The organism is Pseudonocardia tropica, assembly GCF_040105315.1.
Taxonomy (GTDB): Bacteria; Actinomycetota; Actinomycetes; order Mycobacteriales; family Pseudonocardiaceae; genus Pseudonocardia; species Pseudonocardia alni.
In genome coordinates this window covers 183,968-197,027 of the sequence record NZ_JBEDNP010000003.1, presented here as the reverse complement: position 1 = coordinate 197,027, position 13,060 = coordinate 183,968, and the positions used below count along the sequence as shown (strand labels likewise).

17 protein-coding genes are annotated in these 13,060 nt (G+C 73.8%); 12 read left to right on the top strand and 5 right to left on the bottom strand.

Features of this window, described 5'->3' with window-relative positions:
* Nucleotides 1-33 precede the first annotated feature (33 nt).
* The 7 genes from WHI96_RS06520 (at nucleotide 34) to WHI96_RS06490 (ending at nucleotide 4,022) form a co-directional block, all read left to right on the top strand.
* The gene (locus WHI96_RS06520; RefSeq protein WP_345642960.1) at nucleotides 34-234 is read left to right on the top strand and encodes a ribbon-helix-helix protein, CopG family; all 201 of its coding nucleotides are present in this window, start codon (nucleotides 34-36) and stop codon (nucleotides 232-234) included.
* On the top strand, nucleotides 231-623 hold the full coding sequence (locus WHI96_RS06515; RefSeq protein ID WP_345642530.1) for a type II toxin-antitoxin system death-on-curing family toxin: 393 nt from the start codon (nucleotides 231-233) through the stop codon (nucleotides 621-623). The genes WHI96_RS06520 and WHI96_RS06515 overlap by 4 nt, the downstream gene beginning before the upstream one ends.
* Before the next feature lie 45 nt (nucleotides 624-668).
* Nucleotides 669-1,079: a nucleoside-diphosphate kinase gene (gene ndk / locus WHI96_RS06510; protein WP_062404405.1), complete on the top strand. Its 411-nt coding sequence runs from the start codon at nucleotides 669-671 to the stop codon at nucleotides 1,077-1,079.
* On the top strand, nucleotides 1,076-1,600 hold the full coding sequence (locus WHI96_RS06505) for a GNAT family N-acetyltransferase (protein WP_345642525.1): 525 nt from the start codon (nucleotides 1,076-1,078) through the stop codon (nucleotides 1,598-1,600). Before ndk ends, WHI96_RS06505 begins: the two co-directional genes overlap by 4 nt.
* 76 nt (nucleotides 1,601-1,676) lie before the next feature.
* A complete protein-coding gene (locus tag WHI96_RS06500) occupies nucleotides 1,677-2,453 on the top strand; it encodes a TspO-related membrane protein (RefSeq protein WP_345642521.1) in 777 nt (258 codons plus the stop codon).
* 91 nt (nucleotides 2,454-2,544) lie between these two features.
* Nucleotides 2,545-3,423, top strand: a complete 879-nt coding sequence (gene dapA / locus WHI96_RS06495) for a 4-hydroxy-tetrahydrodipicolinate synthase (RefSeq protein WP_345642518.1) — start codon at nucleotides 2,545-2,547, stop codon at nucleotides 3,421-3,423.
* An 89-nt stretch (nucleotides 3,424-3,512) separates the two neighbouring features.
* Nucleotides 3,513-4,022, top strand: a complete 510-nt coding sequence (locus tag WHI96_RS06490; protein ID WP_345642515.1) for a hypothetical protein — start codon at nucleotides 3,513-3,515, stop codon at nucleotides 4,020-4,022.
* A 1-nt stretch (nucleotide 4,023) separates the two neighbouring features.
* Here WHI96_RS06490 and WHI96_RS06485 read toward each other — a convergent pair whose 3' ends face one another.
* Nucleotides 4,024-4,803: a MerR family transcriptional regulator gene (locus WHI96_RS06485; protein ID WP_345642511.1), complete on the bottom strand. Its 780-nt coding sequence runs from the start codon at nucleotides 4,801-4,803 to the stop codon at nucleotides 4,024-4,026.
* Nucleotides 4,804-4,890: 87 nt separating this feature from the next.
* On the opposite strand from WHI96_RS06485, the gene WHI96_RS06480 reads away from it, so the two are divergent.
* From WHI96_RS06480 to WHI96_RS06470, 3 genes are read left to right on the top strand one after another with little or no spacing between them, the layout of a single operon-like run.
* Entirely contained in the window at nucleotides 4,891-5,949 is a 1,059-nt protein-coding gene (locus WHI96_RS06480; RefSeq protein ID WP_345642508.1) for a ferredoxin reductase, read from the top strand.
* Between the two features lie 32 nt (nucleotides 5,950-5,981).
* Nucleotides 5,982-7,163: a fatty acid desaturase family protein gene (locus WHI96_RS06475; protein ID WP_345642505.1), complete on the top strand. Its 1,182-nt coding sequence runs from the start codon at nucleotides 5,982-5,984 to the stop codon at nucleotides 7,161-7,163.
* Nucleotides 7,164-7,213: 50 nt separating this feature from the next.
* Nucleotides 7,214-7,645 carry a hypothetical protein gene (locus WHI96_RS06470; RefSeq protein WP_345642501.1) on the top strand — a complete coding sequence of 144 codons (432 nt, stop codon included), beginning with the start codon at nucleotides 7,214-7,216 and terminating at the stop codon, nucleotides 7,643-7,645.
* Between the two features lie 177 nt (nucleotides 7,646-7,822).
* Here the strand turns inward: WHI96_RS06470 and WHI96_RS06465 are convergent, their stop codons facing one another.
* Both WHI96_RS06465 and WHI96_RS06460 read right to left on the bottom strand, forming a co-directional pair.
* Nucleotides 7,823-8,305, bottom strand: coding sequence for an acyl-CoA dehydrogenase family protein (locus tag WHI96_RS06465; RefSeq protein ID WP_345642958.1), 483 nt, complete (start codon nucleotides 8,303-8,305; stop codon nucleotides 7,823-7,825).
* A gap of 179 nt (nucleotides 8,306-8,484) precedes the next feature.
* Nucleotides 8,485-9,000 (bottom strand): acyl-CoA dehydrogenase family protein, encoded by a 516-nt coding sequence (locus tag WHI96_RS06460; protein WP_345642498.1) that lies wholly within the window; start codon nucleotides 8,998-9,000, stop codon nucleotides 8,485-8,487.
* Between the two features lie 215 nt (nucleotides 9,001-9,215).
* Here WHI96_RS06460 and WHI96_RS06455 point away from each other — a divergent pair, with 215 nt between their 5' ends.
* The gene (locus WHI96_RS06455; RefSeq protein ID WP_345642496.1) at nucleotides 9,216-11,189 is read left to right on the top strand and encodes a TIGR03960 family B12-binding radical SAM protein; all 1,974 of its coding nucleotides are present in this window, start codon (nucleotides 9,216-9,218) and stop codon (nucleotides 11,187-11,189) included.
* Nucleotides 11,182-11,730, top strand: coding sequence for a GNAT family N-acetyltransferase (locus WHI96_RS06450; RefSeq protein WP_345642493.1), 549 nt, complete (start codon nucleotides 11,182-11,184; stop codon nucleotides 11,728-11,730). The genes WHI96_RS06455 and WHI96_RS06450 overlap by 8 nt, the downstream gene beginning before the upstream one ends.
* On the opposite strand, the gene WHI96_RS06445 is transcribed toward WHI96_RS06450, so the two are convergent.
* Nucleotides 11,673-12,167 carry an AfsR/SARP family transcriptional regulator gene (locus WHI96_RS06445; RefSeq protein ID WP_345642491.1) on the bottom strand — a complete coding sequence of 165 codons (495 nt, stop codon included), beginning with the start codon at nucleotides 12,165-12,167 and terminating at the stop codon, nucleotides 11,673-11,675. The two genes, WHI96_RS06450 and WHI96_RS06445, sit on opposite strands and share 58 nt — an antisense overlap.
* 76 nt (nucleotides 12,168-12,243) lie before the next feature.
* The gene (locus WHI96_RS06440) at nucleotides 12,244-13,059 is read right to left on the bottom strand and encodes a class I SAM-dependent methyltransferase (protein ID WP_345642488.1); all 816 of its coding nucleotides are present in this window, start codon (nucleotides 13,057-13,059) and stop codon (nucleotides 12,244-12,246) included.
* Between the last annotated feature and the right edge of the window lies 1 nt (nucleotide 13,060).

Here is a 13,060-nt window from a genome sequence, read left to right as displayed (position 1 = left end):
GTATCACTTCCGGTATCGTCTTCGGTCGTGGCCATGACCCTCCGCCTGACCGATGACGAGTCCGACGCCCTCCGCGCCCGGGCGGAGGCGGAGGGACGCTCCATGCAGGAGGTGGCGCGGTCCGCGGTCCGGGAGTACGTCGCCCGCCACGACCACGACGCCGACGTCGACCGCGCAGCCGCATGGGTCACCACGAACTTCCGGGAGGCCCTCGACCGGCTCGGCCAGGCGTGACCCGGTACCTCTCCCTGGCCGACGTCCTGCGGTTCGCCCCGGACGCACTCGGCCAGGAGCCGGTGGTCCGCGACTTCGGTCTGCTCGAGTCCGCGCTGGCCCGGCCGGCGACCGTGCTGTTCGGCCGAGACGCCTATCCGACCGTCCACCTCAAGGCGGCCGCGCTGCTCCAGAGCATCTGCGGCAACCACGCCCTGGTGGACGGCAACGAGCGGCTGGCCTGGGCGACGACGGCGGTGTTCCTGGTACTGAACGGGCATCAGCCGCGGGTCGACCAGGACGCCGTGTTCACGTTGGTGGTCTCGGTGTCCGAGGGCGGTCTGCATGACCTTCCCGGGATCGCCGCCGCGCTGGCGGAGCTCACCGACGAGCCGGAGCCGCCGTCCTGACGGTGGGTGCCGGACCACCACCGGGTCGTCGCTACCCTGTCGCGCGTGACTGAACGCACTCTCGTCCTGGTCAAGCCCGACGGCGTCGCACGCAAGCTCGTCGGTGAGGTCGTCTCGCGCATCGAGCGCAAGGGCCTCGGTCTCGTGGCCCTCGACCTGCGCACGGTGGACCGTGAGCTGGCCGCCCAGCACTACGCCGAGCACGACGGCAAGCCCTTCTTCGAGGAGCTGCTGTCGTTCATCACCTCCGGCCCGGTCCTGGCCGCGGTCGTCGAGGGTCCCCGCGCCATCGCCGCCTGGCGGCAGATCGCCGGCGGCACCGACCCGGTGGAGAAGGCCACCCCCGGCAGCATCCGTGGCGACCTCGCCCTGGAGACCGGTTCCAACCTGGTGCACGGCTCGGACTCCCCGGAGTCGGCCGACCGGGAGATCAAGCTCTGGTTCCCGAACCTGTGACCGCAGGCGTCCCGGCCGTCCGCCGGGTCGTCGACCCCCACCCCGGCGCCGCCGCCGCGCTCGGCGACCTCTGGATCGCCGTGACCGAGGCCGGCGGCGCCGTGGACTTCGTGCCCGGCGCCGACCCGGACGAGGTCCGCGCACTGGCGGTCGAGACCGTCGACGCCGCCCGGTCCGGCGCGTCCCGGATGCTCGTGCTGGGGGAGGAGACCGCCCCGCTGGGCACGGTCTTCCTGGTCCCGAACACCGGCATCGCCGCGCACCGCGCCGACGTGCAGCGCCTCATGGTCCGCCCGGACCTGCAGGGACGTGGTCTCGGCACGGTCCTGCTCGACGCCGCCGTCGCGCACGCCCGGGAGATGGGCCTGGCGATGCTGACCCTCGGCGCCCGCGGCGGCACCCCGCTGCCCGCGTTCTACGCCGCACGCGGCTTCGTCGAGTACGGCAGGCTGCCCGACGGGGTGCTGCTCTCCCCGCAGGACGCCCGCGACGTCCACCTGTTCTACCTGCCGCTCGGCTGACCCCGGCCCGCGGGAAGATCCATCACCCCCGACGGCCGGATGGCAGAGGCCGCCCCCGCGGTCCACCATGTGGGCCATGACCGTGCTCACCCCGCGCCCGACGACCGCGGACCTGGTCCGTGGGGTCGTCGTGGCGGTCCTGGCGATCCTGCAGGTAGTCGTGTCCGCGTTCGGGGGGTCGGGGGTCGGCGCCGTCGCGCGCGATTACGACACCCCGCTGCTGGCCGCGGGCTGGGCGTTCTCGATCTGGGGCCTGATCTACCTGGGCGTGCTGGTCTACGCCGGCTACGCCCTGCTGCCCGGCCAGCGCGGCCGTGAGGTGCACCGCCGCGTCGGCTGGTGGGTCGCGGCGACCGCGGTGCTCAACCCGCTGTGGATCGCGGCCTTCTCGAACCGGTGGGTGGTCACCGCCGAGGTGCTGCTGGTCCTGCTCGTCGTCGCGCTCGGTGTCGTCTACGGACGGCTGTCCCGCAGCGTCGCCGACGGCTGGGCGGAGCGGCTGGCGATGCGGCTGCCGCTGGCGATCTACCTCGGCTGGTCCTCGGCCGCGCTGGTGCTGGGCCTGATGGCGGCCGGTGTCGCGGTCGGGCTGCCGTCCGACGGGGTGCTCCCGCAGGTCGCGGCCATCCTGCTGCTCGTGATCCTCACCGCGGTCGTGCTGTCGGTCGTCGGCTCCACCGCCGGGTTCGCGGGCTTCGCCGGGGCGCTGTGCTGGGCGCTGCTCGGCATCGTGGCCAACGACCGGCCGATCGCCGTCACCGTCGTCGCGACGGTCGCGGCGGGGGTGATCGCGGTGCAGGCGGTGCGCCGGATCACGCGGTCGGTCCAGCCCGCCCGGCTCGCCCTGGGCTGAGCCCCGCGGCCGAGGGGAAACCCGCACCGGGACGTCGGTCCCGCTTGCTACGGTCGCACCGGCAGGAGCAGCGGTACCAGGGAGGCCCGGCATGATCACCGGAAGCATCGTCGCGATCGTGACCCCGATGCACGACAGCGGCGAGGTCGACCACGACGCCCTCGGCGAGCTCGTCGAGCGGCAGGTCGACGCGGGCACCGCCGCGATCGTCTCGGTCGGCACGACCGGCGAGTCGTCCACGCTGTCGGTGCTCGAGCACACCGAGGTCATGCGGCGCACCATCGAGGTCGCGAACGGCCGGGTCCCGGTCATCGCCGGCACCGGCGCGAACTCCACCGACGAGGCGATCCACCTGACCCGCGCCGCGCGGGCGGCCGGCGCCGACGGCGCGCTGCTCGTGACGCCGTACTACAACAAGCCTCCGCAGGAGGGCCTCTACCAGCACTTCAGGCGGATCGCCGAGACCGTCGACATCCCGCAGTACCTCTACAACGTCCCGGGCCGCACGGCCTGCGACATGCTGCCGTCGACGGTGGCCCGGCTGGCGGAGATCCCCAACATCGTCGGCCTCAAGGAGGCCAAGGGCGACCTGGACCGGGTCCGTGAGCTCGTCGCGCTGGGCCTGGACGACTTCGCGCTGTACTCCGGGGACGACGGCACCGCCCGCGCGTCGATGCTCGCCGGGTTCCACGGCGACATCTCGGTCACCGCGAACGTCGCCCCGGAGACGATGGCCCGGATGTGCAAGGCCGCCGTCGCCGGTGACGCCGAGACCGCCTCCGCGCTCGACGCCGACCTCGCGGGCCTGCACGCGGCGCTGTTCTCCGAGCCGAACCCGATCCCGGTGAAGTGGGCGCTGGCCGAGCTGGGGCTCATGCCCGGCGGGATCCGGCTGCCGCTGGTGCCGCTGGACGAGTGGCACCACGAGGACGTCCGCGCCGCGCTGCGGGCCGCGGGCCTGCTGAGCTGAGCGGGTCGTGACAACATGAGGGAGCCCCAGGGCGCATGCGGAGGCAGAGGCGCACCTGGGGTTTTCGGCATTGGCGATAGCAGTGCCAGGTGGAGAACGACGAAGTCGTCGATCGGGCGGAGTGGCTGGTCTCGGACGCCCGATTCGCTGGTTACCTCCGGGCAGCCGAGTACGAGCGTTCGGTCGCGGTGGAGCTGTACCAGTGCGATGTCGCTCTCGGCGCGGCCTGCTTCGAGGCGTTCCACCATGTCGAGATCGTCGTGCGGATCGCGATGGACCGGCAACTCGCCCTCCACGTCCCGAGCACCGTTCGTCGTTGGGATCAGCTCGAGTGGAGCGAGGCCGAAGCGACGAGACCGGAGCGCGGCGACAGCGAAGATCGACGGCTGGCCGAGATCATGCGAGCCGGGCTCCGGCAGCGCGAACAGCCCGGTCGTCGTCAGGTCTTCGACCTGACTCGGCCCGGGCACCTCGATCACAGGGCACTGTCGGGAGCCGTTCCCCACCTTGCGCGCGGCCGAGGCTCGGCGTTCGTGCAACGACAGCGTTACACGTCGTCGGCTCAGCTGATGCGTGCGGAATCGACGACGGACCTCTGAGTCAGTGGCCGTCGCCGGGGGTGGCGGTTCCCGCGCTACTGGTCCGCACGTTGCGCACGATGTCGCGGCCGAAGGTGACGTCGACCCGCTCGGCCACGGCCAGCTCCAGCACGGCGATCATGACCTCGCCGGAGATGCGGCGCATCCGCTCGATCGTCTCGTAGACGCGCGGCCACTGGTCGTCGGGACGCCCCTCGGCGTCGAAGGGCTGCCAGATCTCGCCGAGGAACAGGTCGACGTAGAGCCGGGCGACGGCGTCGGCGTGCTTGCGCAGCTGCTCCACGACGTCGAGCGAGCGGGTGATCGGGATGCCGAGACCGGTCAGCTCGGCCGCGGCGTTCATCAGCCGCGGGCTGATCTCCTCGTAGGTGTCGTCTCCCAGCTCGCGCAACAGGCCCATCTTGACCCCGCGCCGCGCGACGCCGGTGTCGGTGGTCTCGTAGCGCTGGGCGAGCTCGGCGAGGTGCACGATCTGCCGGTCCTCGGGCGCGAACAGCGCGCGGACGGTCCGGATGAACTGCACGACCTGCTCGGTGGAGCCGCCGGTGGTGTCGAGCAGCTTCTTGATCGTGTCGAGCTTGACGCCCTCGTCCTGCAGGTCCTGGATCAGCTCCAGGCGCGCCGCGTGGCCGGGGCCGTAGTAGCCCGTCCGGGCCCTGACCTGCGGCGGGGGCAGCAGCCCGCGGGACTGGTAGGCACGGATGTTGCGCACCGTGACACCGCTGGACCGCGCCAGCTCGTCGATGGTGCGCCAGTCCTCCGTGTCCGGGTCCTCGACCATGACACGGACGATAGCAGGTGAGCATGTGACACAGGATTCTGAGCAGCCCGGTTGCTATGTGACATCAACTCGTGCAGAGTTCATGTCATGTTCCGATCCGCTCCTGGCACGACCTTCCGACGCCGGGGCCTGCTGGCCGCCGCGAGCGCGCTCACGACCCCGCTGCTGCCCGAGGACTTCCTGACGCTGGTCGACCCGCTCTGGTCGACCACGTCGCTGCGCGGCCGGGTCGTCGCCCGTCGCCGCGAGACCGGCCGTGCGGTCTCGGTGACCGTCGAGCCCGGGCGCGCCTGGGCCGGGCACCGCGCCGGCCAGTACGTCGGCATCGGCGTCGAGGTCGACGGTGTCCGGCTCACCCGGAGCTACTCGCTGACCTCCCCGGAGGACGCCGAGCACCTCACGGTGACCGTGCAGGAGGTCGACGGCGGCGCCGTGTCGCCGACCCTGGTCCGCGACCTGCCGATCGGCACGATCGTCGAGCTCGACCAGGCGGCGGGCGGGTTCGTCCTGCCCGACCGGCTGCCGGAGAAGCTGCTGTTCGTCACCGCGGGCAGCGGCATCACCCCGGTGATGGGCATGCTGCGCACGCTCGACCGCGCCGGGACGATGCCCGACGTCGTGCTCGTGCACGGCGCCCGCACGTCGGAGGACACGATCTTCCGCGCCGAGCTGGCCGGCCTGGCCGCGCGGCACCCGTCGCTGCGGGTCGTGCTGCGCCACAGCGCCGTCTCCGGGCGGCTCGACCCCACGACCCTCGACGCCGCCGTCGCCGACCGGGCGGACCGCGCCGTGTACGCCTGCGGTCCCGACGGCCTGCTCGACGCCCTGGAGGGGGCCTGGGACGGCGTCGTGGCCGAACGCTTCACCCCGCCGGCCCGCGCCACCGAGGGCACCGGCGGCACCGTCGACCTCGGCGGCGGCGACGTCGTCGTCGAGTCCGGCCAGAGCCTCCTCGAGGCCGGGGAGGCCGCCGGGAAGCTCATGCCCAGCGGCTGCCGGATGGGCATCTGCTTCGGCTGCGTGCTGCCGCTGCGCGAGGGCCGGGTGCGCGACCTGCGCACCGGCGAGGCGCACGGCGAGCCCGGCGACCTGGTGCAGACCTGCGTCAACTCCGCGTGCGGGCCCGCCCGCATCGACCTTCCCTGAACCGTTCGTCCGCTCCGACCCTGGAGGTCCTCATGACCGCCGTCCTGGAGAACCCCGCCCGCACCGAGCCCGGCCCGGAGGAGACCGGCCGCGAGCAGCACCCGCGGCGCCCGGTGCTGGAGCTGGTGCCGTCGTCGCGCCGCGAGGACGTGGCCGCCACGACCGATCTCACCGCCGAGCAGATCGAGGAGCTCGGCCGCCGCCTCGACGCGATCCGCGACCGCGTCCTCGCCGAGCGCGGCGCGTCCGACGCCGAGTACATCCGCGGCGTCATCCGCAAGCAGCGTGCCCTGGAGATCGGCGGCCGCGCGCTGCTGTTCGCCGGCGTCCTGCCCCCGGCCTGGATCGCCGGGACCGCCATGCTCTCGATCGCCAAGATCCTCGAGAACATGGAGATCGGGCACAACGTCATGCACGGCCAGTGGGACTGGATCCGCGACCCGAAGATCCACTCGTCGACCTGGGAGTGGGACAACGTCTCGTCCTCGGCGGAGTGGAAGCACTCGCACAACTACCTGCACCACACCTACACCAACGTCGTCGGCAAGGACCGCGACGTGGGCTACGGGATCCTGCGCCTGTCCGAGGAGCAGCGGTGGACGCCGTACCACCTCGGCAACCCGCTCTACAACTTCCTGCTCAGCCTGTTCTTCGAGTACGGCGTCGCGCTGCACGACCTCGAGGTCGAGAAGGTCGTGGCGGGGGAGAAGCCGCTGAGCCGGGTGTGGCAGCAGATCAAGTCGATCGGCCGCAAGACCGGCCGCCAGATCCTCAAGGACTACGTCGCGTTCCCCGCGCTGGCCGGACCGTTCTTCCTGCCGGTGCTCGCGGGCAACCTCACCGCGAACCTGGTGCGCAACGTCTGGTCGCACGCGGTCATCTTCTGCGGGCACTTCCCGACCGGGGCGGTGCAGTTCAGCGAGGAGCAGCTGGAGGACGAGAGCCGCGGCGAGTGGTACGTCCGCCAGCTGCTGGGTTCGGCGAACCTCGAGGGCGGTCGCTTCTTCCACCTGATGACCGGCCAGCTGTCGTTCCAGATCGAGCACCACCTGTTCCCGGACCTGCCCAGCAACCGCTACGCCGAGATCGCCCCCGAGGTGCGGGAGCTGTGCCGGGAGTACGGGCTGGAGTACACGACCGGGCCGCTGTGGACGCAGTACATGCAGGTCCTGGGCACGATCAACCGTCTGGCCCTCCCGAACGGGAAGCGCTGATAGTTTCCACGGGTGTCCGATCCGTCCGGATCGGCGGAGCGGGGGCAACCGTGCGGCACCTGGTGGGGATCGTGGTCGGGATCGTGGGGACGGTGGTGGCGCTCGCCGTCGCGGGTGCCGGGATGGGCATCGCCTACGAGGGCATGATGCGGATGGACCTCGACCGGGTCCCCTCCGGGTCCGGCCTGCTGCTCGCCGGTGGGCTGCTGCTGGGCGGGGTGGCCCTCGCCGCCCGGCTGTCCCCGGCGGCGCCGCTGACCGCGGCCGTCCTGCTCGCGTCGGCCTCGGCCTGGACGCTGTTCGACCCGCAGGCGCCGTTCGCGCTGGGTCGCGGGCTCGGCTACCTGCTGGGCCTGCAGTACGGGATGCTGCTGGCCGGGCTGCTCGCCGTGGCGGCGTTCGTCGTCCCGCGGCGGCGGGCCGAACCCGGCCCGCCGCCGTCGTGGGCGCACGGCCCGGCGTCGGGGCCGGTCGTCCACTGACCGGCCCGTCACCGGACCGGGACGTCGCCGTCGGTCACGACGACGTCGAACCCGACCACCGGAGGCTCGTCGCACGACCCGTACCCGGCCCTCGGCGTGGACCGGCGGCTCGTCGCCCTGTCCCCGACGACGCCACGCGCGCCGCCCGCACCGCCGGGGAAGGCCGGTGGGACCCGCTCAGCCCGCGACGCCCGAGGACAGCGACAGCACCGGCACCGTCCCGTTCAGCGCGAAGGCCCCGACCACCTGCTGCTTGTAGACGATCGGGTTGTGCACGGCGAGGGTGCGCGCGTTGCGCCAGTGCCGGTCCAGCGCCCGGTCGACGTCGACGGTCGACGCGCCGCCGACCTCGAACAGCTCCGAGGTCGCGTCCAGCACCAGCTGCGGCACCGTCGACTGGGCCCGGTACACGTCGAGCTCGGCGGCCGGGCCGTGGCCGGGCTCGGACAGCGCCCGCTCCAGCGAGGCGGCCGCGGCGTCGACGACGGCGGCGACGGTGAACGCGGCCGCGTCGACCTTCCCGACGACCTGCTGCACCAGCGGGTCGTCCCTGGGCAGGTCGGCGTTGCCGTAGGGCCAGTTGCGGCGCCGGTCGCGGACGTAGGCGGCGGCGTCGTCGGCGGCGCGACGGGCGATCCCGGCCAGCGCCGCCAGCTGCACCAGCTGCAGGAACCCCTGCCGGAACGGCTGGTGGACCTCGGTCGGCGCGGGCCGTACCTGGGCGGGGTCGACCTCGACCGCGGTGAACCGGGTCGTGCCGCTGGCGGTCAGCTTCTGCCCGAACCCGCGCCAGTCGTCGACCCGCTCGACCCCCGGCGCGGTGGTCTCCACCAGCACGGTCACCCGCGCGCCGTGCTCGTCGAGGGCGACGACGTCGACGAGATCGGCGTAGAGCGTGCCGGTGCAGTAGAACTTCTCGCCGTCGAGCAGCAGCCGGTCCCCCTCGCGGCGCAGCAGCGTGGTCGAGGAGTTGCGCACGACCCCGCCGCGCTCGGAGATCGCGTTGCGACCAGCCGCCCGGCCGCGATCCGCGCGACCCGTTCCTTCAGCACCGGGTCCCCGGCGGCGGCACCGGCCGACCACAGCTCGGCGAACAGCAGGTGCGTGCGCAGCGCCTGCGGGACGTTCGAGTCCGCCGCGCCCAGCTCGACGAGCAGCGCGAACAGCTGGCGCAGCGAGGCCCCCGCGCCGCCGGCCTCCACCGACAGCCGGACCGCGCCGAACCCGGCGTCGCGCAGGGCGGCGACCTCGGCGTCGGGCAGCCTGCGGGTCAGCTCGCGCTCCACCGCGCCGGCGGCGATCTCGTCGAACAGCGGGCGGAACCGGGCGTGCAGCTCGGCGTCGGTCACGGGCACGGGGGTCTCCTGGGAGTTCGGGGACGCGCGTGGGGAGCAGGTCGGCGCAAGCGTAGGTGCCCGGCGCGCCCGTCCGCCGTGACCCGTGCCTCAGCGGGCGTGCGCGCGGGCGGCGCTCCGCACGATCCCCTCGACGAGCTCCGGCCACACCCGCCCGCCGGGTCGGACACGACCCGCCGGTTCGCCCCGAACGGACGTGGCTACCCTGGTGCAGCGTGGCACCCACCTCCGTCTTCCCCGCCCTGGAGCCGATCCTGCCCCGCGTCGCCAAGCCGGTGCAGTACGTCGGCGGTGAGGGGAACTCGCAGGTCAAGCCGTGGGACTCCGCGGCCGTCCGCTGGGCACTGCTCTATCCGGACGCCTACGAGGTCGGCCTGCCCAACCAGGGCGTCCAGATCCTGTACGAGGTCCTCAACGAGCGCGCCGACGCGCTGGCCGAGCGCTGTTACGCCGTCTGGCCGGATCTCGAGGCGCTGATGCGCGAGGCGGGGGTGCCGGCGTTCACCGTCGACGCCCACCACGCGGTCGGCGACTTCGACGTCCTCGGCGTCTCGTTCTCCACCGAGCTCGGCTACACCAACCTGCTCACCACGCTCGACCTGGCGGGGATCCCGCTGCACGCCCGCGACCGCGACGAGACCCACCCGGTCGTCGTCGCCGGCGGGCACGCGGCGTTCAACCCGGAGCCGGTCGCGGACTTCGTCGACGTCGCCGCGCTCGGCGACGGCGAGGAGGTCGTCGGGGACATCACCGACGTCGTGCGCGACTGGAAGGACGAGGGACGCCCGGGCGGGCGCCGGGAGCTGCTGCTGCGGCTGTCGTCGACGCCGGGCTGCTACGTGCCCTCCCTCTACGACGTGACCTACGCCGACGACGGCCACATCGCCGCGGTGACCCCGGCCGACGAGCGGGTCCCCGCGAGCGTCCAGAAGCGCACCACGATCGAGCTGGACGACTGGCCGTACCCGAAGAAGCCGTTGGTCCCGCTGGCCGAGACCGTGCACGAGCGGGCCAGCGTCGAGATCTTCCGCGGCTGCACCCGCGGCTGCCGGTTCTGCCAGGCCGGGATGATCACCCGCCCGGTGCGGGAGCGCTCGCTGCAGGGCGTCGGGGAGATGGTCGACGCCGCGGTGCGCGCGTCGGGCTTCGACGAGGTCGGGCTGCTGTCGTTGTCGAGCGCCGACCACTCTGAGATCGCCGAGATCACCAAGGGCCTCGCCGACCGCTACGAGGGCACCAACACCTCGCTGTCGCTGCCCAGCACCCGGGTCGACGCGTTCAACATCGACCTGGCCAACGAGATCTCCCGCAACGGCCGCCGCTCCGGGCTGACCTTCGCCCCCGAGGGCGGCTCCGAGCGCATCCGCCGCGTGATCAACAAGATGGTCTCCGAGGACGACCTCATCCGGACCTGCGCCGAGGCGTTCTCCCAGGGCTGGCGGCAGGTGAAGCTGTACTTCATGTGCGGGCTGCCCACCGAGACCGACGAGGACGTGCTGGAGATCGCCGGGATGGCCTACCGGGTCATCGAGGCCGGGCGCAGGGCGTCCGGGCGCAACGACGTCCGCTGCACCATCTCGATCGGCGGGTTCGTGCCGAAGCCGCACACCCCGTTCCAGTGGGCGGCGCAGTGCCACCCCGAGGTCGTCGACTCGCGGCTGCGCAAGCTGCGTGAGGCCGTCAACGCCGACCGGAAGATCGGCCGCAACATCGGCATGCGCTACCACGACGGCGAGCCCTCGCTGATCGAGGGACTGCTCGCCCGCGGCGACCGCCGGGTCGGCGCCGTCATCGAGAAGGTCTGGCGCGACGGCGGCCGGTTCGACGGCTGGTCCGAGCACTTCTCCTACCGCCGCTGGGTCGACTCCGCCGCCGAGGCCCTGGAACCGCAGGGGGTGTCGCTGGACTGGTTCACCACCCGCGAGCGCGACGCCGACGAGATCCTGCCCTGGGACCACCTCGACTCCGGCCTGGAGCGCGACTGGCTCTGGGAGGACTGGCAGGACGCGCTCGACGGCCGCGAGCAGGACGACTGCCGCTGGACGCCCTGCTTCGACTGCGGCGTGTGCCCGTCCACCGGCACCGACATCGAGGTCGGCCCCAGCGGGACCACCCTGCTGCCGCTGACCGTGGTCAACCCGACGGCCTCGGCCGCGGGGTCGCTCGGGGGCGCACGCCCGGGTGACTGAGAACGGACTGTCCTCGATCCCGGACCCGGCCGTCGCCGACGCCGACGGGTCCTCCTGGGAGTACGGCGGCAGGCACCTGCGGGTCCGGGTCGCCGACGAGCGCGACGTCGCCGCGCTCGCCCGGCTGCGCCGCCTCTGGCTGGAGGAGCGCGCCGGGAGGCCGGTCGAGGACCCGTCGTTCGCCGAGGCGTTCGCCGCCTGGTGGCGGGTCGAGCAGCCGCGCCGGGCGTTCTGGGTGGCCGAGGCGGGCAGCGACCGCGCCGGGTGGACCCCGGTCGGGTCGATCAACGTGCTGGAGACCGTGCAGATGCCCCGCCCCGGGGGCCGCGGCACGCGCACCGGGCAGGTCGGGAACGCCTTCGTCCTCGCCGCCTTCACCGAGGCGGGCGTGCCGCGGGTGCTGCTCACGGCCGTCGTCGCGCACGCCAGGGCCCGCGGGTACCGGCGGCTGATGCTGGCCCCGACCGCGGGCAGCGCCGCGTTCTACCGGCGTGCCGGGTTCCGGCCCGCCGGGGACGCGCTGCTGGTGCTGGAGCAGTAGGACCCCGCGTCCTGCAGCCGTCGCCCGGCCCGCGCCAGGTCGACCCGTCGGCCGTGCAGCCAGGCGGCGAACTCCGGCACGTCCGGCTCGCAGCCCTCCAGCAGCGGCAGCGTCGCCTCGCCGACGGGCCAGCGGCGGGGTCGGTGCCCGGCCAGGACGTCGAGCACGTCCACGACCGTCCCCGCGCCGGGCTCGGCGCGCAGCGGGTCCCCGCCGATCCGGACAGCGCCCCCGGTGGCGCGGCGTGCCCGGCTCAGCGTCCAACGCAGCGCCGCCCCCGGGTCCTCCGCGTCGGGGAACAGCAGCCGGACGACGCGGCAGCGGGGGACCGGCCCGCTGCTGCACAGCACGAGCGCCAGCAGCGCCCACGGCTTGCGCCCCCGGACCGGCGCGGCGGCGGAGGCGCACGGCGGCCCGAGCAGCCGGACGACGGTCACGTCGCGCCTCCCTCCCCGGGGACGGCCAGGATGGCACCGCCGCCGCGGCGTGGGACCCGCCGTTCGGCCCCTCCTCTCAGATCCGCACGGCGGTGACCAGGAGGTACTCGGAGTCCCAGTGGTCACCGGAGCGGGTGGCGGCCAGGAAGTCGGCGAACGCGGCGTCCAGCTCCGCGGTCCGCCCCGGGTCGTCGGCGAGCCGGGCGTAGGCGGTGACGATCGGACCGTAGCGCTGCTTCCACCAGTCCCGGAACCCGCTGGGGGAGTCGGTCACGGCGAACCGGACGGACCCCCGGTCGGCCCGCAGGTCGCGGACCCCGTCGCCGAGCAGCGCGCGCACGTGCTCCTCGTCGCCCCAGCGCGCCGGCGGTGCCGCCCCGGGCGGCGGGGCGGGCACGAACGGCCGCAGCACGCCGAACATCCGGCCGACGAAGCCCTCGGGGGTCCAGGCGAGCAGCCCGATCCGCCCGCCCGGCCGGCAGACCCGCAGCAGCTCGGCGGCGGCGCGCTCGTGGAACGGCGCGAACATCACCCCGACGCAGGACAGCACGACGTCGAAGCCGGCGTCGGGGAACGGCAGCGCGTGCGCGTCGGCCTCGACCCACTCCAGCCGGGCGCCGCGGTCCCCGGCGAGCCGGGCGCCGGCGACCAGCAGCTCGGGGGTCAGGTCGGAGGCCACGACGTCGGCGCCGCGCAGCGCGGCCGGGATCGCGGCGTTCCCGGTGCCCGCGGCGACGTCGAGGACCCGGTCCCCGGGTGCGACCCCGACGGTGTCGACGAGCACCTCGCCCAGGCCGGGGATGAGGTCGGCGGCGACGGCCGGGTAGTCGCCTGCCGCCCACACCGCACGGTGGGCCGCGCCGAGCGCGGCGAGGTCGGGGACGGTGGTCATG

Excerpts from the sequence above, each read along its gene's own strand:
- WHI96_RS06520 (WP_345642960.1), top strand. The coding sequence starts at position 34 with ATGACCCTCCGCCTGACCGATGACGAGTCCGACGCCCTCCGCGCCCGG.
- WHI96_RS06500 (WP_345642521.1), top strand. The coding sequence starts at position 1,677 with ATGACCGTGCTCACCCCGCGCCCGACGACCGCGGACCTGGTCCGTGGG.
- dapA (WP_345642518.1), top strand. The coding sequence starts at position 2,545 with ATGATCACCGGAAGCATCGTCGCGATCGTGACCCCGATGCACGACAGC.
- WHI96_RS06485 (WP_345642511.1), bottom strand. The coding sequence starts at position 4,803 with ATGGTCGAGGACCCGGACACGGAGGACTGGCGCACCATCGACGAGCTG.
- WHI96_RS06480 (WP_345642508.1), top strand. The coding sequence starts at position 4,891 with ATGTTCCGATCCGCTCCTGGCACGACCTTCCGACGCCGGGGCCTGCTG.
- WHI96_RS06475 (WP_345642505.1), top strand. The coding sequence starts at position 5,982 with ATGACCGCCGTCCTGGAGAACCCCGCCCGCACCGAGCCCGGCCCGGAG.
- WHI96_RS06440 (WP_345642488.1), bottom strand. The coding sequence starts at position 13,059 with ATGACCACCGTCCCCGACCTCGCCGCGCTCGGCGCGGCCCACCGTGCG.